Origin of the sequence: Streptomyces sp. NPDC059917 (assembly GCF_042730635.1) — a bacterium.
Lineage (GTDB): Bacteria > Actinomycetota > Actinomycetes > Streptomycetales > Streptomycetaceae > Streptomyces.
Genome location: NZ_JBHWLC010000064.1, coordinates 1 through 22,073, shown reverse-complemented (window position 1 = coordinate 22,073; position 22,073 = coordinate 1). Strand labels below are relative to the sequence as shown.

General features: G+C 73.5%; 17 protein-coding genes. 7 read left to right on the top strand and 10 right to left on the bottom strand.

Annotation, left to right across the window (positions count from 1 at the left end):
* Positions 1 to 134: 134 nt before the first annotated feature.
* The gene (locus ACFWAR_RS29755) at positions 135 to 1,529 is read right to left on the bottom strand and encodes a DUF1996 domain-containing protein (protein ID WP_385783603.1); all 1,395 of its coding nucleotides are present in this window, start codon (positions 1,527 to 1,529) and stop codon (positions 135 to 137) included.
* A gap of 14 nt (positions 1,530 to 1,543) precedes the next feature.
* Positions 1,544 to 2,272, bottom strand: coding sequence for a DUF4142 domain-containing protein (locus ACFWAR_RS29750; RefSeq protein WP_385783601.1), 729 nt, complete (start codon positions 2,270 to 2,272; stop codon positions 1,544 to 1,546).
* 273 nt (positions 2,273 to 2,545) lie between these two features.
* Between ACFWAR_RS29750 and ACFWAR_RS29745 the strand changes: the two genes are divergently transcribed.
* Positions 2,546 to 3,178 carry a hypothetical protein gene (locus ACFWAR_RS29745; protein WP_385783598.1) on the top strand — a complete coding sequence of 211 codons (633 nt, stop codon included), beginning with the start codon at positions 2,546 to 2,548 and terminating at the stop codon, positions 3,176 to 3,178.
* 79 nt (positions 3,179 to 3,257) lie between these two features.
* Positions 3,258 to 3,932: a DUF6445 family protein gene (locus ACFWAR_RS29740; RefSeq protein ID WP_385783595.1), complete on the top strand. Its 675-nt coding sequence runs from the start codon at positions 3,258 to 3,260 to the stop codon at positions 3,930 to 3,932.
* Between the two features lie 58 nt (positions 3,933 to 3,990).
* On the opposite strand, the gene ACFWAR_RS29735 is transcribed toward ACFWAR_RS29740, so the two are convergent.
* Positions 3,991 to 6,261, bottom strand: coding sequence for a HelD family protein (locus ACFWAR_RS29735; protein ID WP_385783593.1), 2,271 nt, complete (start codon positions 6,259 to 6,261; stop codon positions 3,991 to 3,993).
* Between the two features lie 180 nt (positions 6,262 to 6,441).
* Positions 6,442 to 6,750: an SH3 domain-containing protein gene (locus ACFWAR_RS29730; protein WP_385783590.1), complete on the bottom strand. Its 309-nt coding sequence runs from the start codon at positions 6,748 to 6,750 to the stop codon at positions 6,442 to 6,444.
* A gap of 319 nt (positions 6,751 to 7,069) precedes the next feature.
* Between ACFWAR_RS29730 and ACFWAR_RS29725 the strand changes: the two genes are divergently transcribed.
* On the top strand, positions 7,070 to 8,776 hold the full coding sequence (locus ACFWAR_RS29725; protein WP_385783587.1) for an aspartate:alanine exchanger family transporter: 1,707 nt from the start codon (positions 7,070 to 7,072) through the stop codon (positions 8,774 to 8,776).
* Positions 8,777 to 8,791: 15 nt separating this feature from the next.
* On the opposite strand, the gene ACFWAR_RS29720 is transcribed toward ACFWAR_RS29725, so the two are convergent.
* Positions 8,792 to 10,060: a Gfo/Idh/MocA family protein gene (locus tag ACFWAR_RS29720; RefSeq protein ID WP_385783584.1), complete on the bottom strand. Its 1,269-nt coding sequence runs from the start codon at positions 10,058 to 10,060 to the stop codon at positions 8,792 to 8,794.
* 269 nt (positions 10,061 to 10,329) lie between these two features.
* On the opposite strand from ACFWAR_RS29720, the gene ACFWAR_RS29715 reads away from it, so the two are divergent.
* Positions 10,330 to 11,022 carry an NADPH-dependent FMN reductase gene (locus ACFWAR_RS29715; protein ID WP_385783660.1) on the top strand — a complete coding sequence of 231 codons (693 nt, stop codon included), beginning with the start codon at positions 10,330 to 10,332 and terminating at the stop codon, positions 11,020 to 11,022.
* Positions 11,023 to 11,175: 153 nt separating this feature from the next.
* On the top strand, positions 11,176 to 14,604 hold the full coding sequence (locus tag ACFWAR_RS29710; RefSeq protein WP_385783581.1) for an endo-alpha-N-acetylgalactosaminidase family protein: 3,429 nt from the start codon (positions 11,176 to 11,178) through the stop codon (positions 14,602 to 14,604).
* Between the two features lie 32 nt (positions 14,605 to 14,636).
* On the opposite strand, the gene ACFWAR_RS29705 is transcribed toward ACFWAR_RS29710, so the two are convergent.
* The 3 genes from ACFWAR_RS29705 to ACFWAR_RS29695 all read right to left on the bottom strand — a co-directional run bounded on the left by ACFWAR_RS29705 (position 14,637) and on the right by ACFWAR_RS29695 (position 17,708).
* Positions 14,637 to 15,542: an AraC family transcriptional regulator gene (locus ACFWAR_RS29705; RefSeq protein WP_385783578.1), complete on the bottom strand. Its 906-nt coding sequence runs from the start codon at positions 15,540 to 15,542 to the stop codon at positions 14,637 to 14,639.
* 105 nt (positions 15,543 to 15,647) lie between these two features.
* Positions 15,648 to 16,613 carry an isopenicillin N synthase family dioxygenase gene (locus tag ACFWAR_RS29700; RefSeq protein WP_385783575.1) on the bottom strand — a complete coding sequence of 322 codons (966 nt, stop codon included), beginning with the start codon at positions 16,611 to 16,613 and terminating at the stop codon, positions 15,648 to 15,650.
* Between the two features lie 57 nt (positions 16,614 to 16,670).
* On the bottom strand, positions 16,671 to 17,708 hold the full coding sequence (locus ACFWAR_RS29695; protein WP_385783572.1) for a PHP domain-containing protein: 1,038 nt from the start codon (positions 17,706 to 17,708) through the stop codon (positions 16,671 to 16,673).
* Positions 17,709 to 17,842: 134 nt separating this feature from the next.
* Between ACFWAR_RS29695 and ACFWAR_RS29690 the strand changes: the two genes are divergently transcribed.
* The gene (locus tag ACFWAR_RS29690) at positions 17,843 to 18,214 is read left to right on the top strand and encodes a cupin domain-containing protein (RefSeq protein ID WP_385783570.1); all 372 of its coding nucleotides are present in this window, start codon (positions 17,843 to 17,845) and stop codon (positions 18,212 to 18,214) included.
* On the opposite strand, the gene ACFWAR_RS29685 is transcribed toward ACFWAR_RS29690, so the two are convergent.
* Entirely contained in the window at positions 18,196 to 18,618 is a 423-nt protein-coding gene (locus tag ACFWAR_RS29685; RefSeq protein WP_385783567.1) for a PaaI family thioesterase, read from the bottom strand. The two genes, ACFWAR_RS29690 and ACFWAR_RS29685, sit on opposite strands and share 19 nt — an antisense overlap.
* Positions 18,619 to 18,676: 58 nt before the next feature.
* Positions 18,677 to 20,692, bottom strand: coding sequence for an FAD-dependent oxidoreductase (locus tag ACFWAR_RS29680; protein WP_385783564.1), 2,016 nt, complete (start codon positions 20,690 to 20,692; stop codon positions 18,677 to 18,679).
* Positions 20,693 to 20,871: 179 nt separating this feature from the next.
* Here ACFWAR_RS29680 and ACFWAR_RS29675 point away from each other — a divergent pair, with 179 nt between their 5' ends.
* Positions 20,872 to 21,978 (top strand): L,D-transpeptidase, encoded by a 1,107-nt coding sequence (locus ACFWAR_RS29675; protein WP_385783562.1) that lies wholly within the window; start codon positions 20,872 to 20,874, stop codon positions 21,976 to 21,978.
* Positions 21,979 to 22,073: the final 95 nt, after the last annotated feature.

Here is a 22,073-nt window from a genome sequence, read left to right as displayed (position 1 = left end):
GCCCACGGGCTCCGGCCCCTCCCCCGCCCGTACGGCGGAGGAGGGGCCGGAGCCGTTCTCGGGACGGCGCTGGGGAGGTGGAGGGGGACGCCGCCCCGAGGGTCTGGTGCCCCCGGGATCCCGGGGGCCGCGCCTCACCGGCAGGAGCGCCCGCCGTTGATGCAGCGCACCGCGTTCGCCATGAGCCCGTCCGACATCACGTTGATGAAGTCGCCGTGGTCGGTGACCGGCTTGTGCAGCTGCTCCGGGAAGCTGTCCACCGCGAACCGCGCACCGGCCGGCACCCCGTAGACGATCCGCTGGACCAGCTGCGGGATCGCCTTGAACCCCGCGGGGCAGGACCCGTTCGGCGCGGCGAAGGCCACGTGGGTGCGGTGGTTGGCGCTGTCGGTGTTGCGGCCGTCCCAGCAGCTCTGGAAGGTGAAGGTCCGCACGACGTCACTGCCCTTGGGGCAGATCGGGTACTTGTCCTTGAGCTGGCGGTTCTCGAAACCGGTGCAGCTCCAGGACGCGTTGGCGTTGGCGACGCCGTTGGTGAAGGCCTTGGCGTCACCGGTGATGATCCGCAGGAAGCGGGGCATGGCCGTGACCTTGGCGGCCGGGCTGCCCTTGAAATCGGTCGTCACCTGCTTCGGCTTCAAGATCGTGCCCACATTCGCGTCCTGCCCGCCACCGGGCGCCTTCGCGTCGCGTTCCGCCTTGCCGTCGCGCAGCCGCAGCACCGGCCAGTAGTAGGTGGACTGGTCGCCGTTGGTACAGGTGGTCCCGGCCGCGGCCAGGCTCTGGTTGGTCGAGAAGGCGTCCGTGGTCCTGTTGCCGATGTAGTCGTGCATGTGGTGGGCGCCGTTGCCGACACCGGGCGCGACGATCACGTTGTCGGGGTTCAGGTGGCGGTTCTCGTTGCGGCCGCAGTTCACGGAGAGGGACCCGGTCGAGGCGCGGGACGAGGGCGCGGGGGTGCGCACGTTGGGGCGGACGGTGTTGATCGCGACGAAGTCGCTGCGCGCCGGACCCCCGCTGCCCGCACCGCCCTTGCGGGCCGCGTCCTGGGCGTCGCCCCCGGCGTCGGCGGCGGCCCGGGGTTCGTCCGCCGGGTCCGCGGCCGCGGCCTGCTTCATCACGCAGGATCCGAGCGCATCCAGACCCTCGGGGCGGGCGGAGGCCCGGCCGAGCGCGTCGGTGAGCCGACCGATGGTGGTGCCGCGCTGCTGCTTCAGCGTGCCGAGCAGGGCGTCGCCGCGGGCGCGGCCCGAGGCCAGCTTCGTGTAGGCGTCGGCGACCTGGGCGTCGAGCTGGGCGAGGTTGTCGTCGACCTCGGCGCGGGCCTGCTCGGGAACGGTGCGCAGCTTGTCGCCGACGTCGGGGCAGTCGATGGTGGCGGTCACCGGGGCGCTGCGGGGCGAGTCCTGGCCCGCGGAGGCCTGCTGGGTGACGATCACGACTCCCCCGCCGCCCAGGACGAGGGCGCTGACGAGGGCGAGGGCCTTGTGCGTCGGCCTCAGACGGCGTTTGTGGCCGTTCTTGCTCATGCGATCACTTCACTTCACTTCGTCGGTCGGGGGACCTGGGAGGGGGAAGGGGAGGGAGCGGGGACGGCATCCGCGAGCCCGTCGAAATCGACCAGCCCGCTGGCCTCGAGGACCGAAATGTGGTCCAGCACCGTGGTGTTGGCGTCGGTGGCCAGCTGCCGGACCATGGAGTTGCGGGTCTGCGCGCGGATCTGGGCCACCAGGGCGAAGACCTTGCCGTGCGCCCGGCGCAGCAGCTGGACGAAGAGCCGTTCGTACTCCGCTCCCTGGGCGCGGTCCAGTTGGCCGAGCCAGCCCTGCTGCTGGTCGCTGGGGCGGTCGGGCAGGTCGATTCCGAGGGCCTCGCCCACCTCCAGGACGCGCCGGTCGAGTTCGGTGTGGCCTTCGACCAGGTGCTCCCCGGCGGTGCGCACGGCGGGCCGGGTGCCGCGCTGTTGGGCCTGGCGTCCCGCGGGCAGCTCCCAGAGCCCGGCGAGGCGCACCTTGCGGACGAAGTCCCGGTCCTGGGGGCTCAGCGGGCCGAAGGCCGTGCTCAGGGTCCCGGCGCCGTCGTCGTCGGCGGCCGGAGCCTTGGCGGACGCGGCCGCGGCCGCCGTGGCGGCGCTCTTCCCGCCGAACTTCTGCACCGGGATCAGCAGGGCGACCAGGGTGAAGGCGAGGGCTCCGATGACCACGCCCGTGCCGATCACCTGGCGCGAAGCGCGCGACATGCCGGCGAGGGACGAGCGGCGGAATGACAGCACTGTGCCTCCTTGTGCGGGTCCGGGAAGCCGCGCCGTGTCTGCCTGCGGCGCGGTGCTCCCGGGTGCCAAGGGACGCTAGGCGAGTTGGGGGGCCGGTACGGAAGGGCCATCACGAACGGACAAAGATCCGGGCGGCCCCCCGGGCGGATGGTACGGTTCCGCCCGGCCGTCCCCGGATCGCCCGGGCAATCCACCCGTTCGCAACTCCTGTGCCACCACGCATGGTTGAGTGGCAGTGAGCCATGTGGAAGCCCTCGTGACAGGAGACGCGCGATGCGCCGGTACGGACCCGCCCGCCCCGCCCTGACGGCCCTGGCGGCCCTCGTGCTCGCCGTCGTCGCCACGGGCTGCGGCGGCGACGACGGCGCGCCCAAGGAGGTCTCGCAGGAGGGCAAGGGGGGCTATCCGTGGGTGGCCACCGACGAGATCTGCAACGCCCTGCCCTACGGGAAGCTGACCGACCTGCTCGGCGCCCGCGAGGAGGTCGCCGAACGGGCCAAGCGGGCCGGTGGCGGCGCCCCCGGCTTCACCTGCACCCAGGCGCTGATGGAGCGCGGCCAGGTCGCCTACGGGGGCGTGAAGGTCGAGGTGGGGTTCAGCTTCACGGAGGGCGTCGACTTCGCCAAGCAGGTCTTCGCCGGCGGCCGCAAGGACACCCCCACCACCGTGCCGGACGGCCATCTGGTGGACGTCCCGGGCGTCGGCCGGGAGGCCTTCCGGTTCGGCTACGACAAGCCGACCGATCTGCACCAGGTGCGGGAACTCCAGGTCAGGGACAGCAACTTGCTGCTGACCGTGGTGCTCACGGTGGACGCCCGCCAACAGCCGACGACCGAGAGCCTGGGGAAGCTGGACGCGGCCGTCGACTCCTTCGCCCGGGGCGTCCTGGACGCCGTCGCCAAGTGACCGTACATGGACAACCCTTGACGTAAGGTTGACGCTCCCTTCGACCGCCCCGGCCGCCCCGGCCACTACGGTCCCTCCCATGTCCACACGACCGACCGCCCTCCCGGTCCTCCCCTACCGCAAGCCCACCCGGGGCCGCGACTACTGGGTCCTGGACGACGTGCTCCCCGACCCGGACGCGGTCCGGGAGCGCGCGCTGGCCAGGGACGACTGGACCGAGGGGTACCCCCACAAGCCCGAGAGCTGGCCCGGGCTGCGCGTCATGCCGGGGCTCGACCCGGGCGAGCTGGAGCGGGTGGAGCGCCTGGTCCGCAAGGCGACCGGCGCCCGCGAGCTGTGGGCCGAACGGCCCGCCGGGGGCGGCACCTTCAACCACAACTGCGTCCAGGTCGTCGGCGCGGGCGAGTGCGAGCCCCGCCCGCACACCGACTCGCGCAGCCTGTGCCGCTACGCCGCCGTGCTGTACCTCAACCCCCGCGTGCCCAAGGGGTGCGGGACCAGTTTCTACCGCCAGAGCCTGCCCGGCGGGGTGCTCGGCGGCAACCAGGTGATCGCCCCGCACAACACCCTGGTCGACGCCCTGGGCACGCGCTTCGTCGCACCGGACTCCTTCGTCCCCGACGTCGAGGTCCCGCACCGCGCCAACCGGCTGCTGCTCTACTCGGCGAACATGATCCACAGCGCCACCGACTACTGCGGCACCACCCTGGAGGACAAGCGGATGACCGCCGTCTTCTTCTGGAAGGCGGCCTGACCCCGCCCGCACGGGTGCGGGCGGGAACGGACGGCGGCGCCCACGGCCCCGGGTCGGCTCAGCCCAGCCCGGCCGGGAGCCGACCCGTGTGCAGCACGCCCACCACCTGCGTGGCGCGCGTCAGCGCCACGTACAGGTCGCTGGACGACAGGTCCGCGGGCTCGACCACGATGACCGTGTCGAACTCCAGCCCCTTGGCCTGGCGCGGGTCGAGCAGCACGACCGGCCGGGTCAGGTCCGGCTCCTCCCCCGGCCGCACGTCCACGTCCGTGGCGGCCAGCGCCGCCGCCAGCTCCGCGTGCAGCGGCCGGGGCGCGATCACCGCGAGCCGGCCCTGCGCCGCGCGGTGCTCGGCGACGGCTCCGGCGAGCGCGGCAGGCAGGTCGGCGGCCTCCCGGATCCAGGGCGCGACCCCGGTGGAGCGCACCGAGCTGGGCGGTTCGAAGCCGGGGTGGTGGGCCCGCAGCACGGCCGCCGCGAGCTCCATCACCTCCGCGGGCGTGCGGTAGTTGACCCCGAGCCGGGCCAGCTCCCAGCGGTCGCCGACGTACGGCTCCAGGATCCGCTCCCAGGAGCCGCAGCCGGCCTCGTCGCCCGTCTGCGCCGGGTCCCCGACCAGGGTCATCGAGCGGGTGGGGCAGCGGCGCATCAACAACCGCCAGGCCATTTCGGACAGTTCCTGCGCCTCGTCGACGATGACGTGTCCGAAGGCCCAGGTCCGGTCGGCCGCGGCGCGCTCGGCGGCGCTGCGGTGGTCCTCCTCCTCCTGGCGCTCGGCCATCCGTTCGGCGTCGATGAGGTCGTGGGCGGCGAGGAACTCGCTCTCCTCGTCCTCGAACTCGTAGGACTCCGAGCCCTGGGAGAGGTCGAGCACGCCCTGCGCGTACGCGACGCGCCGCTGCCGGTCGCGCTCCTCTGCGGCGCGCAGCGCGCTGTCGTCGGTGCCGAGCAGCTCGGCGGCCTCGTCCAGCAGCGCGACGTCCGCCGGGGTCCACCCGCCGTCGGTGCGCCGGACCAGGTCGGCCTCCTCGGGCGCGAGGTGCGTGGGATCGGCGAGGAAGTCGGTGATCAGCCGCTCCGGGGTGAGGGAGGGCCACAGGACGTCGATGGCGGCGTGCACCGCGCCGCTGGTGGCGATCTCCTTGCCCAGTTGGGCGACGTCGTCGGGGCCGAGGAGGTTGGGCCCGCCGTAGGGGTCGGCGCCGAGCCGGTCGGCGAGCTGCTCGGTGAGCGCGTCGATGATGCGGAAGGCGAAGTAGGGGCGGGCCAGGTTGTGCGGCAGGCCGGTGGCGCGGGCCCGGTCGCGGGCCTCGTGCGCCATCGTGCGGTGCAGCAGCAGGGTCCCGTAGTCGTCGTGGTCGATCTCCAACGCGGCTTCGGGGACGGTGTCCGTGTCCTCGCCGAGCCCCGCGGGCACGTGCTCCGGCAGCGTCTGGCGGTCGCCGACGACCCGGGCCAGTACGTCGGCCATCGCGGCGCGGCCCTTGACGGCCGCGGCCCCGGGCCGGTCGGTGGCGGTGGCGTGCACCCCGGGGAAGAGCTCGCCGAGGGTGGCGAGCAGGACGCCCGTCTCGCCCAGGGCCGGGAGCACCTGCCCGATGTAGCCGAGGAACGCGGGCCCCGGGCCGACGATCAGGACCCCGCGCTTGGCGAGCAGCTCGCGGTGGGCGTAGAGCAGGTACGCCGCCCGGTGCAGGGCGACGGCGGTCTTGCCGGTGCCCGGGCCGCCCTCGACGACCAGGACTCCGCGGTGCGGCGAGCGGATGATGCGGTCCTGCGCGGCCTGGATGGTGCGCACGATGTCGTGCATGCGGCCGGTGCGGGCGGCGTCGAGCGCGGCGAGCAGCACGGCGTCCGCGTCGGCGCCCTCGTGGCCGGTGCGCTCGGCGTCGGTGAGGTCGAGGATCTCGTCGTGCAGGGCGGTGACCCGGCGGCCGCGGGTGGTCAGGTGGCGCCGGCGGCGCAGCCCCATGGGGTGGTGGCCGGTGGCGAGGTAGAAGGGGCGCGCCACCTCGGCCCGCCAGTCCAGGACGAGGGGGGTGCGGTCCGCGTCGTCCTGGCGGATTCCGATGCGGCCGATGTGGTGGTCACGGCCGTCGGAAAACTCCAGCCTGCCGAAACACAGGCCGTTCTCGCCCGCGTTCAGGGCGGAGAGCAGCCCGGATTGTTCGGCGACCATGACGTCGCGCTCCAAGCGGGCCTGGAAACCGGTTCCGATGTCGCGCAGGGCGCCCCGTACGGCGTGTTCGGCCTGTTCGCGCAGGTCGTCGAGGCGGTCGTACAGCTCGGTGATGAATTGCTGCTCATTCTCGAATTCCGCGGTTGACAATTCTACTCCCGACGCGATACAGTGTTCCCATAAGCTTGTTCATGGCTTCCGCATGCCCAGCGAGGCGCCGAAGTCGTGAATCATCAAATATACGCAGAGAAATACCCCGGTCGTCAATCCGACCGGGGTATTTCTCTTATGCGGAACCCAGACGCTTCAGGCCTTCAAGGGGTCGACCGATCAGAGCCGGCACCACTTCACCGGGGTCAGGTCCTTGACGTAGCGCGCGGAGACCCAGGCCTCCACCTTGGTGTTGAGGCGGTACCAGAGGGGGTTGTCCCCGACCTTCTCGCCGCGCTCCTTGCAGAGGATCTCCAGCTTCTGGTGCGGGTGGACCCGGCCCAGGTCGCGCGAGTGGGTGGTCGGCCTGCTGCGGACGGTCAGCGGACCCTTCGAGACGACCTTGCCGATCGCGTACCTGTACTGCGGGTCCTTCTCGGGCTCCGGCACGGCGCCCGGCTGGAGCGCCCCCCACTGCTCGTTGGACATGATCTGCGTCGCCGGACCCTCGTCCGCCACCGCGGTGCCCGCGCCGCTCAGACCGAGCAGCAGACCGCCCGCGACGAGGCGAGGACCGTCCTGGTGGGCTTCGACGTGATCGAGGTGATCGACATGTGCGGCTCCCGTACGAAGACTTCCGGCGACCCGTCCGGTCGCCCGGGACGACTATGGCCCTCCTCCCCCGCCGTCCCCGGCCCGCCGCGCGCGTCCGATCGGGTGGACCCGGACGACGGGCGGGGATCCGACGCCGCCGGGGCCGCGGGGCGCACGGAAGATGGGCGGACGCGGACTGGGGAGGCGGACGTCCATGGACTGGCTGCGCGCGCACGTCTTCGAGCCGTACCCGGAGCTCCTGGTCTTCCTCACCGTCGCCGTCGGCTTCCAGATCGGCCGGATCCGCTACCGGACCTTCGCGGTCGGTGCGGTGACCGGCTGCCTGGTCGCCGGGCTGCTCATCGGCTCGCAGACCCACGTGGAGATCACCGGACCCATCAAGTCCGTCTTCTTCCTGATGTTCCTCTTCGCCCTCGGCTACGACGTGGGGCCCAAGTTCTTCCGCTCCCTGCGCAAGGACGCCGCCCCGCAGGTCCTGCTCACCCTCGTCGTCTGCGGCAGCGGACTCGCCGTCTGCTGGGGCCTGGCCCACCTGCTCGGCTACGGGCCCGGGCTGGCCGCCGGACTGCTGGGCGGGGCCCTCACCCAGTCCGCCGTCATCGGGGTCGCCGCCGACACCATCGGCCAGCTGCCCGGCCTCGACGCCGCCGCGGCCCAGGAGCAGGCGCACCTCGTCGCCGTCGCCTACGCCGTCACCTATCCGCTGGGCACCGTACTGCCCGCGATCCTGCTGCCCACCGTGCTCCCGCGGCTGCTGCGCCGGGACCTGGCCGTCGACAGCGCGCTGCTCGGCGCCGCACTCGAAAGCGCCGGGCCGGATCCTGACCTGGACGCGGGCAAGGGCTACTACCAGCACGTGCTGCGCGCCTACGACGTGGACGTGGAGGGTTTCGCGGGCCGCGGCATCGGCGAGTTCGAGGCGGAACAGCGGGAGTTGGACCGACGGATCTACATCACCCGGGTGCGGCGGGACGGGAAGGTCATCGACCACGACCCGCTGACCCTGCTGCGGCTCGGGGACACCGTCGCCGTGAGCGCCGTGCGCGGGGACCTGGTCGCCTTCGACGCGCGGACGCACATCGGCATGGAGTCCGACGACATGGAGCTGCTGGGCTACCGCACGGAGACCCTGCACATCGTGCTCACCGATCACGCCTACGACGGCACCACGATCCGGACCCTGCGCCACGCGGACTTCATGACCGGGGTGTTCATCGTCAGCCAGGAGCGCGCGGGGGCGGAGCTGGCGATGGGCCGGGGCAACGCGCTGCGCCGCGGCGACACCCTGGTGATCACCGGACCGCAGCCGCTCGTGGAGACGGCCGCCGCGCACCTGGGCACGGCGGTGCCGACCACCTTCGCGACCGACATGGTGTGGATCGCCAGCGGGCTGTTCATCGGCGGGTGCATCGGCATTCCGGCCCTGCACGCGGCGGGCGCCCCGCTGTCGCTGTCCACCTCGACCGGGGCCCTGTTGATGGGGCTGGTCTTCGGTCACGTCCGCAGCAAGCGGCCGACGTACGGGAACCTGCCCTCGGCGGCGCAGTGGCTGCTCGGCACGCTGGGGCTGTGCATGTTCGTGACCATCGTCGGCCTCAACGCCGGACCGAGCTTCGCGAGCGGGCTGCTCCGGGCGGGGTGGCCGCTGCTGGTCGGCGGGGCGGTGGCGACCTCCGTACCGCTGCTGATCGGGTTCGCCTTCGGCCACTTCGTCCAGCGCATCCCGCTGCCGACGCTGATGGGCGCGCTGTCCGGGGCGCAGACCACGACGGCGGCGATCGGCGCGCTGAACGAGCGGGCGCGCAGCCAGATCCCGGGGCTGGGGTGCACCGTGCCGTACGCGCTCGGCAACGTGCTGCTGACCCTGTGGGGCTCGGCCATCGTGCTGCTGACGGGCTGAGCCGCGCGAGGGCGCTCACCGCGGTACGTCGACGGGCGCGCCGAGGGCGCGTGCGCGCTCGGCGGCCCACACCAGGCAGTGCGTGGCCAGGCTGGTGCGGGGTCCGGAGAGCAGCAGGTCGCCGTCGCCGGTCGCCACCGCGGCCAGGAACGCCTCGGTCAGGGCCAGGTCCCCGCCCCCGTGCCCGCCCTGCGGTGACCCCCCGGCGGGTGTGACCAGCTCCTCGCGGCCGGTGCGGAAGTCGGTGACGCGCAGGGTGGCGCCGTCGCCCTCGATGTGGCCGTGGGTGCCGAAGAGCCGGGTGCGGCGGTCGCCCATGGGCGTGAAGGCGCTGACGGTGAAGGTGGCGGTGGCGCCGTCGGCGAACTCCATCGCGACGACCTGGTGGTCGGCCGCGTCGTTGTCGCAGGCGTACACGCAGCGGCCGTACGGCCCGGTGCGCAGTGCTTCGCGCACGGCGGCCGGGGTCGGTTCGGGCGTCACCGCGGACAGCGGCCAGAACTCGCGGCGCGGATCCCCGAGGCAGTCGAGGTAGAGGCGGGGCGCGGAGTAGGGGCAGTCGGGCTCGACCGCGCAGTCGGTGCAGCGGGCCGCGGCGCCGGGCGGGGCGCCCTCGGGCCGGAAGTGCGTGCGGCGGCCGTGGGACATGACGGTGGCCGGGGAACGGCCGAAGAGGTGCACGAGCCAGTCCAGGTCGTGGCAGGCCTTGGTGAGCAGCAGGGGACCCGAGGTGTCGGAGCGGCGCCAGTTGCCGCGGACGAAGGAGTGCGCGAAGTGCCACCAGCCGACGGGCTCCAGGTGCTCGGCGCCGACGAGGCGGCCGATCCGGCCCTCGTCGAGGAGCGCCTTGAGGGTCCGGGTGTAGGGCGTGTAGCGCAGCACGTGGCAGACGGCGAGGAGGACGCCGTGGCGCTCCGCGGCGACGGCGATGCGTTCGGCCTCGGGCTCCTCGGCGGCCATCGGCTTCTCCACCAGGAGGTGGTGGCCGGTGGCCGCCAGGGCGACGGCGGGGTCGGTGTGCATCCGGTCCTGGGTGGCGATGATCGCGGCGTCGGCGTGGCGGTCGGCGGCGGCCAGGGCCTGCCAGTGGGGGTGGACCCGGTCGGGCGGGACGCCGAACTCGGCCGCGGCGGCGGCGCGTCGGGCCGGGTCGGGCTCGGCGAGGGTGGTGACGCGGCCGGCGCCGGTCGCGTGCGCGTGCCGGGCGTAGGTCAGGCCGCGCAGGCCCGCGCCGACGAGGGCCAGGGTCACCGGGGGCTGCGGGGGGTGGGGGTTCGCCGTCATGCGGGCCTCCTGGGGTGGGGTGGTCGGGTCGGGTCGGTCGTGGGGCCTCCGGCGGCGCCTCAAACGCCGGCGGGGCTGGATCGGCGCGGCTCGTGGGGGTGGGTGGGGGCCATGGGGTTGCTCTGCCCTGGGTGGGGGGTGGTGAAGCGTTGGGTGTTCGGCGCGGTGGGGGTGGGGGGTGGGGGGCGTCGCCGTATTGTCGGCGCGGGGAGGGTCCGGGGTCGTCCGGCCACGGGATCACGCAGCGGCAAGGAGCAGCAGTGGCACCGATCGACCCCTTCCCGTTCCCCAAGGACCCCGGCGGTCCCGAGGCCCGGAGCCGCGAACCCCTGCACGTGTTCGTCCTGTCCGGCTCCTCCCGCACGGGCTCCGTCAACGCCCGCCTCGCGGCGCTGGTCGCGCAGCTCGTCGTGCGCGCGGGGGCGACCGCGGACCTCGCGCACATCGGTGACTTCCTGATGCCCCCGTACGACGGGGACGACGAGGCCGACGAGGGTCCGCCCGCCGCCGCCGGGGTGCTGCGCGACCGGCTGGACGCGGCCCAGGCCCTGGTGATCGCCTCCCCGGAGTACAACGCCTCGGTGCCCGGGGTGCTCAAGAACGCGGTCGACTGGGTCTCGCGGCTGCGCCCGCAGCCCTTCAAGGACAAGCAGGCCCTGCTGGTCTCGGCCTCCCCGTCGCTGGTCGGCGGCAACCGCGGCCTGTGGGCGCTGCGCGTCCCGCTGGAGCACCTCGGGGCGCGCGTGTACCCGGACATGTTCAGCCTGGCCATGGCCCACCAGGCGTTCGGCGCGGACGGCGCGCTGACGGACACGGGGCTGGGCGAGCGGCTCGAATCGACGGTGGACTCGTTCCTCGACCTGGTCGAGGCCGACACGCGCTACCTGTGCCTCCAGCGCCGCTGGTACGAGTTCCTGGGCGACCGCAGCGACGCGACGGTCACGGCCCGCGCGCAGGACTGAGGTGCGCCCCGGCGCCGTAAGTCCATGACAGCACGCGGGTTTGTCCATGGGCCTGCCGCGGCCGCGGTCCGCAAGCTGACGTGATCAGCGAGCGGACGGCCGGCCTCCACGTCGTGCGGTTCCGCGCAGGAAGCGCCGACTCCCGGAGGTCCGATGCGCACCCCCCTCTGGCCGGCCGCAGCCGCGGTGGCCGGCCTCGTCGCCACCCTGGTCGTGGCCGCGCCCACCGCGACGGCGGCGACGCCCGTGACCCTGACCTCGCCCGAACTGTCCGTGAGCGTGGACCCCGCCTTCCCCCGGGTGATCAGCTACACCCGACGGGCGACCGGTGACGTGCTGAACGGCAACGAGGACCCGCTCTCCGCCGTGGTGGTCAACGGGACCTCCTACACCCCGACGGTGACCTCCACCGCGACGGCCTCGGGGATCGACTACGTGATGTCGTTCTCCGGTGTCACCCTCACGTCCTCGCTGTCGGTGGCCGGTTCGGTGGTGGACTTCAAGGTCACCTCGATCCAGGACACGGCCGCGCTGCGCGTGCGCAGTTTCTCGATACCCGACCACACCCTCGTCAGCGTGCGCAGCGACCAGGCGGGCGCCGCCCTGTCCACGGCCTCGATGTACACGGCCACCACCGGTACGGGCGACGCCTTCACCCCGGTCACGGCGAGCACGCCGGTCGACGCGGCCCCCAGGACGGTGATGTACGGGCTGGTGAACACCGGGAAGCTGGCCGCCGCGATCGACACCAACTCCCGGTACGACCAGCCGTCCGGCGCCACCGCCCGCGAGAACGGTCGGATCAGCGAGCGGGTCACCGACAAGGGGTCCTACCGTCGGGCGGGCCTGTGGAGCGGGGACTGGTTGTACCGGCCGAGCGGCGCTCCGCTCGACGATCCCGAGCCGCTGCCGTACGCGCGCGTGGCGATCACCGCCGACCGCAACGCGGACGCGGTGGTGGACTGGCAGGACGCGGCCATCGCCTACCGGGACGTCTGGACCCCGCCGACGGGCTGGCAGCAGACCGCGGACCGGGTGGTGCAGAGGATCCCCTTCAACTTCGCCTCGGCCGCCACCCATCCCTTCTCCGAGACGCTCGACGAGACCAAGCGGGTGGCCCGGGCCACCGACGGCCTCGGCCAGTTCGTGCTGCTCAAGGGGTACGCGTCGGAGGGGCACGACTCGGCGCACATGGACTACAAGAACATCGGGTCGAAGCTGGGCGGCGCCGCCGGTCTCAACTCATTGATCACGGCCGGGCACTCCTACAACGCCGACTTCGGCGTGCACATCAACGCGACCGAGGAGTACCCCGTCTCGGCCACCTTCGACCCGGCCCACCAGAGCGGCGGGCTCGGCTGGGACTGGCTGGACCAGTCGTACTACGTCGACACCCGCAAGGACGGCCAGTCGGGCGAGCGGCTGAAGCGCCTCCAGGACCTCAAGGCCGCGGCTCCCGGGCTGGACTTCCTCTACGTGGACGTCTGGTACGGCGACGGGTACGTGTCGCGGAAGCTGGAGCGGGAGATCGGTTCGCTGGGCTACCAGTTGGCCACGGAGTTCCCCAACACGCTGACCGAACAGTCCCTTTGGCACCACTGGGCGACGGACGTGGACTACGGCGGTAGCGACCTCAAGGGCATCAACTCGACCATCACCCGCTTCATCGCGAACCACGCCAAGGACGACTGGATCGCGCGCAATCCGCTGCTCGGCGGCGCGGAGGTCACCGCCTACGAGGGCTGGCAGGGCAAGAAGGACTACGCCGCCTTCCTGAACACGACCTTCGCCACCAACCTGCCGACCAAGTACCTCCAGGAATCGCCGATCGTGAAGTGGACGGCCGACACGGTCACCCTCGCGAGCGGCACCTCGGTCACGACGGCCGGCGGTACCCGGAAGATCACCACGGCCGGGCGCACGGTCCTGGACGGCTCCGCGTACCTCTTGCCGCGCGACGGGAAGCTCTACCACTGGAACGACAAGGCCGCCGCGACGACCTGGACCCTGCCGGCGGGTTGGAGCGCGCCCAAGCTCTACCAACTGACCGACTCCGGACGCCGGTTCGTCAAGGACCTGCCGGTCACGGGGGGCCGGGTGACCATCGACGCGGCGGCCCGCACCCCCTACGTCGTCACCGACGGGGCCGCCCCGGCGCAGGGCGACCCGCAGTGGGGCGAGGGCACCCCGGTCAAGGACCCGTCCTTCTACTCCGGTGACCTCTCCGCCTGGAACGTCACCGGGGCGGGCGCCGCGGTGACGCGCAACGCCCAGGGGCAGAACGAGCTGACCCTGGCCGCGGGCACCGCGCCCACCGTGTCGCAGCAGCTCACCGGCCTGACCCCGGGGACCTACGCCGCCTCGGTGTGGGTCTCCACCCCCACCGGGCGGGCCGCCACCCTCAAGGTGTCCCCCACCGGGGGCGCGGCCGCGTCCGTGTACGCCGACTCCTCGCCGCTGGTGAACAACCTCGGCGGCAGCGAGAAGAACGGCACGAGGATGCAGCGGATGAAGGTGTTCTTCGACGTGCCGGCGGGCCAGTCCACCGCCACCCTCCAGCTGTCGGCCGCCTCGGGTGCGGGCACCGTCGTGCTGGACGACGTCCGCGTGGTGCGCGGTGCGCGCACCCCGCTCGGCGGGCACTGGTTCACCGAGGACTTCGAGAACGTCGACGCGGGCTGGGGGCCCTTCGCCTTCGGTGGCGCGGGCGGCTCGGCGACCGACCCGCGCACGCACATCGCGCAGCGCAACGCGCCCTACACGCAGGCGGGTTGGAACGGAAAACTGGTCGACGACGTGATCGGCGGCCAGAACTCGCTCAAGTCGCACGAGGAGCGCACCGGCCTGGTCTACCGCACGCTGCCGCAGACCCTGCGGCTGGTGCAGGGGCGCTCGTACAAGGTGAGCTTCGGTTATGAGAACGGCTTCGCGGGCGACTACCAGTTCGTCACCGGCGCCGGGAGCACGGAGAGCGCCACCGCGCTGGGCCAGGCCCGGACCGCGACCACCTTCACGAAGACCTTCACGGCCGGGGCGGACGCCTGGATCGGGATCCGGAAGGTCAGTGCCGAGGACTCGCACAACGAGGCCGACTTCGTGCTCGACGACCTGGCGGTGGACGACCTGGGGCCCGCGGGCGGCGGTGAACTCCTGGTCCCGCAGTCGCGGATGAGCGTGAAGGCGGTGGACAGCGAGGAGACGGCCGGCGAGAACGGCAGGGCCGCGAACGTCCTCGACGGGGACCCGGCGACCATCTGGCACACCCAGTGGTACCGGGCCACCGCGCCGATGCCGCACGAGATCGCCCTGGACCTGGGGGCCGCGTACGACGTCGGCGCGCTGCACCTCCTGCCGAGGCAGGGCCAGAGCAACGGCCGGATCGCGGACTACCAGGTCCTCACCTCCACCGACGGGGTCAACTGGAGCGCGGCGGCGTCCGGGACCTTCCCCGACTCCACGGCGCAACAGGACGCGACCTTCACGCCCCGTTCCGCGCGCTACGTCAAGCTCAGGGCGACGCGGGAGGTGGCGGGCAACCCCTGGACCTCGGTCGCGGAGCTGAACGTCGGCTACCGGCCCTGAGGCGTCAGGCGTCAGGCATCAGGCGTGAGGCGTCAGGCGTCAGGTCTGGCGCCTGACGCCTGCGCCGGTTGGCTCGGCAGCGACTGCTGTTCGCGGAAGCGACCGGGGGCCACTCCCACCCGGCGGCTGAACAGCCTGCTGAAATAGGCCGCGTCCTCGTAACCGACCCGCCGGGCGACCCCGGCGACCGGCAGGTCGGTGCGGGCGAGGAGCTCCTTGGCCCGGCTCAGCCGGATCCCGAGGAGGTACTCCTTGACCCCCTCGCCGGTGCTGCGCCGCACCGCGCCGCGCAGTTCGTGCAGCCCCATCCCCAGGCGCGCGGCGTGCTCCGCCACCGAGATCGGCAGGAGCGCGTCGCGCGCGAGGGTGTCCATCACGGCGTCCCCGTGCCGGGAGACCTCCGCGCGGGCGTAGCGCAGGGCGACGAAGAGCCCGTGGACGGCGGCGGCGGCCTCCACGTCGAGCAGCGGGCCGCCGCGCCGGGCCGCCCGGACGATCCCGTCGATGACGTGGCGCACCCCGGCCGTCTCGGTCAGCGGGACCACCGGCCGGTCCGGGGTGATGTAGCCGAGGTCGGTGTACGCCTCGACGCTGCGGCCCGCGAAGTCGACGAAGCCCTCGTCCCAGCCGGTGGCGGGGTCGGGCCCGTAGTGGTGCACGACCCCGGGCATCAGCCACAGCAGCGCGGGCGCGACCACCTCCTGCGGCGCCCTGCCGCCGTGGCTGAACCAGCCGCGGCCCGCCGTGACGACCACGGCGACGTGGTGGTCGAGGACCCGTGGCCCGACGACGGGCAGCACGCCCCGCTGGAGGCCGACGCCGAGGCAGACCAGGCCGAGGCGGCGGTGGTTGGCGGTGGGCGCGAAGTACCGCATCCAGCTGCTGTAGGGCGGCGGATCGGACGGCGTCGGCGGGAGTTCGGGCGTGGGGGCGGACATCTGCGGATTGTGATCCACGACCGTGCGCGCCCTCAAGGGGCCCGCGCCCGCCACCGCGGCGGGGCCACCGGGGCGGGGCGGGCGCCGACGGCGGCGGCGGTCGGGTCAGGTGACGGTGATCGCGTCGAGCTTCGCGCGCAAGTAGTGGTGGGAGTCGACCGGTTCGTGGACCACCCGGCCGGTGGGGGCGGGCAGGGATTCCACCCGGGTGTGCGGGTCGCACTCGTAGAAGTAGACGAGGGAGAGCAGTTCCTCCGCGGGTGCCTCGGCGGGCGGCGGCAGCACGCGGTGGCGGCCCGCGCGCCAGCGGTCACCGGTCCAGCGGGCCATCAGGTCGCCGATGTTGACGGTGAGGGCGGCCGGGTCCCAGGGTGCGTCCTGCCAGCCGCCCGCGTCGGTGTGGATCTGGAGCCCGCCCGCGCCCCGTTCGCGGTCCAGGACGGTCACGGTGCCGAAGTCGGTGTGCGCGCCGATGCGGAACTGGCCGGGCAGGGGCGGCCCGGTGTGCTCGGCGCCCGGGTACCAGTTGACGTTGAAGCCCCAGGTGGGGTGGCCCGTGTGGCGGGTGAAGAGGTCCGGGCCCGCGCCGAGGGCGAGGGCGAGCAGTTCCAGCAGTTCGTCGCAGAGGGCGCGCATCCGGGCGAGGTACTCCGTGACCAGGGCGCGCAGTTCGGGGACTTCCGCGGGCCAGGCGTTGGGGCGGAACCACTCGGCGTCCACGGCGGCCCGGCCGGTGGGTTCGTCGGCCGCCCAGGACCAGGACTCCTTGAGGTCGGGCGGGGAGGGGGCGCCCTCGGCGTAGCTGTTGGCCTCGGCGCCCGGGCCGAGCCAGCCGCGATCGCCGACGGCCACGGCGTAGGGCTGCTTGGCGGTGGCGGGCAGCCGGAAGAAGGTGCGGGCGGCGGCGCGGATCCGGGCGGGCAGGGCGGGGTCGACGCCGTGCCCGGTGATCAGCAGGAAGCCGGCCTCCTGGAGCGCCCGGTCGACGCGGTCGGCGGTGCGGGCGCGGGCGTCCGGGCCGTCGGAGCGCCAGGGCCCGAGGTCGATCACGGGGACGGGCGAACGCGTCATCTGCGGCCTGCTTTCCGGTCGGTGCCCGGGGCCGGTCGGCGGCGGGCACGGAGGGCGTCACGGGGGACGGCGGGTGCGGGTCCATGTTCGCAAGCCCTCTGCCGTCCAGGTGTTGACGACGCGCTCGGCGCTCACCCCGCATTCCACGGCCCGTTCGCAGCCGAGCGGCTGCCAGTCCAGCTGGCCGGGCGCGTGGGCGTCGGTGTCGATCGCGAAGAGCGCGCCCGCGGCCACGGCGCGGCGCAGCAGTCTGCGGGGCGGGTCCAGTCGTTCCGGCCGGCTGTTGATCTCCACAGCGGTGCCGGAGGCGGCGCAGGCCGCGAAGACGGCGTCCGCGTCGAAGGTGGACTCGGGTCGGGTCCGGCCGGTCACCAGGCGTCCGGTGCAGTGGCCGAGGACGTCGACGAGGGGGTTGCGGACGGCCGCGAGGAGGCGACGGGTCATGGCGGCGGGTTCCATCCGGAGCTGGGAGTGCGCGGAGGCGACGACGAGGTCGAGGGAGTCCAGCAGCTCCGGCTCCTGGTCCAGGCTCCCGTCGGCGAGGATGTCGCACTCGATTCCGGTGAGCAGGCGGAACGGCGCCCAGGTGGCGTTGAGTTCGGCCACCGCCGCCAGCTGTTCGCGCAGCCGCTCCGGGGAGAGTCCGCGGGCGACGGTCAGCCGCGGCGAGTGGTCGGTGAGGACCGCCCACTCGTGGCCGATCCCCGCGGCGGCCCGGCCCATGTCCTCGACGGGGCTGCCGCCGTCGGACCATTCGGAGTGCAGGTGGCAGTCGCCGCGCAGGGCCGCGCGCAGGGCGGCGGCCGCGGGGCTGGGCGGCGGTTCGCCCTCGGGGTGGGCGGCGACCTCGTCCTCCAGCGTGCGGAGGTAGGAGGGGACCGTCCCGGCGAGGGCCTCCTCGATGACCCGGGCGGTCTTGGGCCCGATGCCCTTGACCGCCTCCAGGGTGCCCGCGGCGGCCCGCTCGGCCGTCTCCCCCGGGCCCATCGCGGTGAGGCTCGCGGCGGCGCCGCGGAAGGCGCGCACCCGGTAGGTGGGGGCCTGTGCGCGCTCCAGCAGGAAGGCGATCCGGCTCAGCGCCGCCACCGGGTCCATGTCCCACCTCCTGCCGTCGCCGCCGCGCGGGAGCCCGTACTCCCCAGTCTGGCAAGGCGCGCGCGGTGGAGCACCCCGACCGCGCGTAGGCTGGGACGTGGACTCGGGTGCGCTCCGCCGGGAGGCGGTGGATCATGGCCGGACTGGTGTACCGGAGCTTTGACTCCGCGGACGAAACGAGGCCGTTCGAAGACGGCAAGGGCAGGCTCGACCTGCTGGAGACGGACGGCGGCCCGGTGGGACGCGCCGTGTTCGAGCCCGGCTGGCGCTGGTCCCAGCACATCAAGCCGCTGGCGGGCACGGAGAGCTGCGAGTCGGCGCACACCGGGTACATCGTGAGCGGCCGGATGAACATCGTGATGGACAGCGGCGAGAGCGCCGAGGTCGGCCCGGGCGACTTCATCCAGATCGCGCCCGGGCACGATGCCTGGGTGGTGGGCGACGAGCCCTGCGTGGCCTTGGACTGGACGGGCTACGGAAACTACGCTCAGCCGAGCAGCGCGTAGACCGTGGAGGCGGTCGCCGCGGGTTCCGTGGCGCCCTCGGGGGTCATGGTGACGTCCGCGAAGGCCATCCGCTTGCCGAGCTTGGTGACGCGGACGCCGACCAGGACGTCCGCGCCGACCACCGGGCGCTGGAAGCTGGTGGACTGCTGGACGGTGGTCATCGGGCCGTAGCCGCCGCGCGCCGCGGAGATCGCGATGACGGTGGCGGTGTCGGCCGCGGCCATCAGGGCCTGGCCGCTGAGGCCGCCGCCGTCCCGGGCGAGCCGCTGCGACCAGGGCAGGCGCAGCACGGTCCGGTCCGGGCCGGTCTCCTGGACGACGAGGCCGAGGTCGAGCACCCAGGGGGCGAAGTTCTCGGCGAGGATCTTCTCGCCGTCGGCCGGGGTGAGGGGTGTCTGTGTCACAGGGTGATTGTGGCGGCCGGGACCGGCCGCCACAACACCCCGGTGCGCGGGCGAACCGTCAGAGCGCGGCGGCGAGTTCGGTGCCCTGGCGGATGGCGCGCTTGGCGTCGAGTTCGGCGGCCACGTCGGCGCCGCCGATGAGGTGGGCGTCGATGCCGGCCGCGATCAGCTCGTCGAACAGGCCCCGGCGCGGCTCCTGTCCGGTGCACAGGACGACGGTGTCGGCGGGGATCAGCCGCTGTTCGCCGCCGACGGTGATGTGCAGGCCCTCGTCGTCGATGCGGTCGTAGGCGGCTCCGGCCACCGAGACGACGCCGCGGTGCTTGAGCTCGGCGCGGTGGATCCACCCGGTGGTGGTGCCGAGGCCGGCGCCGACCTTGGTCTCCTTGCGCTGGAGCAGGTGGACCTGGCGCGGGGAGGCCGGGCGGTCGGGCGCGGCGAGGCCGCCGGGGCCGCTGTACGTGGTGTCCACGCCCCAGTGCCGGAAGTAGACGGCGGGGTCCTGGCCGGCGCCCTCGCCGCTGTCGGTGAGGTACTCGGCGACGTCGAAGCCGATGCCGCCCGCGCCGACGACGGCGACGCGCTCGCCGACGGGCGCGCCGTCGCGCAGCACGTCGAGGTAGCTGACGACCGAGGGGTGGTCCACGCCCTCGATGTCGGGGGTGCGGGGGGTGACGCCGGTGGCGACGACGACCTCGTCGTACCCGCCCAGGGCGGCCACGTCGGCGCGGGTGTCGAGGCGGACGTCGACGGCGAGGCGCTCCAGCTGGGTGGCGTAGTAGCGGATGGTCTCCTCGAACTCCTCCTTGCCCGGGATGCGGCGGGCGATGTCGAGCTGGCCGCCGATGTGGCCGGAGGCCTCGTAGAGGGTGACGGCGTGGCCGCGCTCGGCCGCGGAGACGGCGCAGGCGAGTCCGGCCGGTCCGGCGCCGACGACGGCCACGCGCTTCTTCGCGCGGGTCGGGGAGAGGACGAGTTCGGTCTCGTGGCAGGCGCGCGGGTTGACCAGGCAGCTGGTGATCTTGCCGCTGAAGGTGTGGTCGAGGCAGGCCTGGTTGCAGCCGATGCAGGTGTTGATGGCCTCGGGGCGTCCGGCGGCGGCCTTGGCGACGAACTCGGCGTCGGCGAGGAAGGGGCGGGCCAGCGAGACCAGGTCGGCGCGGCCGTCGGCGAGCACCTCCTCGGCGATCTCGGGGGTGTTGATGCGGTTGCTGGTGACCAGGGGCACCGAGACCGCGCCCATCAGCCGCTTGGTGACCCAGGTGTAGGCGGCGCGCGGGACGGAGGTGGCGATGGTGGGGATGCGGGCCTCGTGCCAGCCGATGCCGGTGTTGATGATGGTGGCGCCGGCCGCCTCGATCTCCTTGGCGAGGTGGACGACCTCGTCGAGGGTGGAGCCGCCGGGGATCAGGTCCAGCATGGAGAGCCGGTAGATCAGGATGAACTCCGCGCCGACGGCCTCGCGGGCCCGGCGGACGATCTCCAGCGGGAAGCGGACGCGGTTCTCGTACGAACCGCCCCAGCGGTCGGTGCGCCGGTTGGTCGCGGCGGCGGTGAACTCGTTGATCAGGTAGCCCTCGGAGCCCATGATCTCGACGCCGTCGTAGCCCGCGAGCTGCGCGAGGCGGGCGGCGCGGACGAAGTCCTCGACGGTCTCCTCGACCTCGTCCTCGCTCAGCTCGTTCGGGACGAAGGGGCTGATGGGCGCCTGGAGGGCGCTGGGGGCGACCAGCTCGGGGTGGTAGGCGTAGCGGCCGAAGTGGAGGATCTGCATCGCGATCTTCCCGCCCTCGGCGTGCACCGCCTCGGTGATCACCCGGTGCTCGGCGGCCTCGGCCTCGGTGGTGAGGCGGGCGCCGCCCTCGAAGGGGCGGCCCTTGTCGTTGGGGGCTATGCCGCCGGTGACGATGAGGCCCGCGCCGCCGCGGGCGCGCTCGGCGTAGAAGGCGGCGAGGCGCTCGAAGCCGCGCTCGTGCTCCTCCAGGCCGGTGTGCATCGAGCCCATGATCACGCGGTTCGGCAGGGTGGTGAAGCCGAGGTCCAGCGGGCTCATCAGGTGCGGGTACTGGCTCATGCGGGGGCGCCTCCTCGCGCGGGGGTGATGACCCTGTTGTAGCGAGCCGCCGGACCTTTTGCAACTAGGTGCATAACAACGGCGGGGGGCCGTACGTCCCGACATCCCGGGCCTTTCGGCCCTGCCCGGTGGGACTTGTGGCGGACCTCACGCCCCAAGGAATGGCAAAAAATGAGGGAATGCCCGCTCTTCCCGCCCCCGGCGCCGACCGCCGCGGCCGCGCCCACGGCCCTGCCGACGGCCCCGCCCGCCGCCGCTCCCGCGCGCTGCGCACCGCCGTCGCGGCCACCGCCACCGTCGTCACCACCGCGCTGATCGGCTCCTGCGGCGCCGAGCGCTCCGACAGCGACCGCATCGCCGAGAAGGCCGCCGCGGCCGCCGACACCGCCTCGGCGCCGCCCTCCCCCACGGCGCTCCCCGACCCCACCCGGGCGCCCGCTCCCCCGGCCCAGCTGCTGCCCGGCGCGGCGCGGACGGTACGGCCGTCACTGGCCCCCGAGAACGGCGAGACCGTCGGCGTCGGCCAGCCGGTCTCCCTGGTCTTCAAGGGGCAGCGGGTGGACCCCGCGCTGCGCGCGGGCATCGAGGGCCGGATGCGGATCACCACCTCCACCGCGGTGGTGGGCGCCTGGCACTGGGCCGAGGCCAAGGGCGACACCTACCTGCACTTCCGCCCCCGGCAGTACTGGCCCGCGGGAACGAAGGTCTCGCTGAAGGCGCCGTTGCAGGGGGTGCGGCTCGACGCGCGCACCGCCGCGGCCGGGGACCGCACGCTGGACTTCACCGTCGGGGCCTCGATGGTCAACAAGGTCGACCTGGCGGCGCACACCCTGACCGTGGTCAAGGACGGTACGCCGGTGCGCACGATCCCCGTCAGCGGCGGCGAGGCGAAGTACCGGACCCGCGAGGGCGTCAAGACCATCCTCAGCAAGGACGGCACCGTGCTGATGGACTCGCGCACCATCGGGATCCCGCGCGACCACCCGGACGGCTTCTACGGGCGCTACGAGTGGAGCATGCGCGAGACCATCAGCGGCGAGTACGTCCACGCCGCGCCCGACAACGCCGAGTCCTTCGGCCGCGCCAACGTCAGCCACGGCTGCATCGGCATGTCGACCGCCGACGCGAAGTGGCTCTACGGGCAGAGCCGCAAGGGGGACGTCGTCGAGGTCACCGGCACCACGGGCAAGCCGATGGACCGCTTCGGCAACGGCTACGGCGACTGGAACCTCGACTGGGACGCCTGGGTGAAGGGCAGCGCCCTGGGCGCCTTCAAGACCACCTGAGGCGCGCCCCGGCCCCCGGCGGGGGGGCCCGGGGCGGGGGCGCCCCGCGCGGGGGGCGGGCGGTGGGGTTTAAAAAAAAACAAGCCCCCCCCACC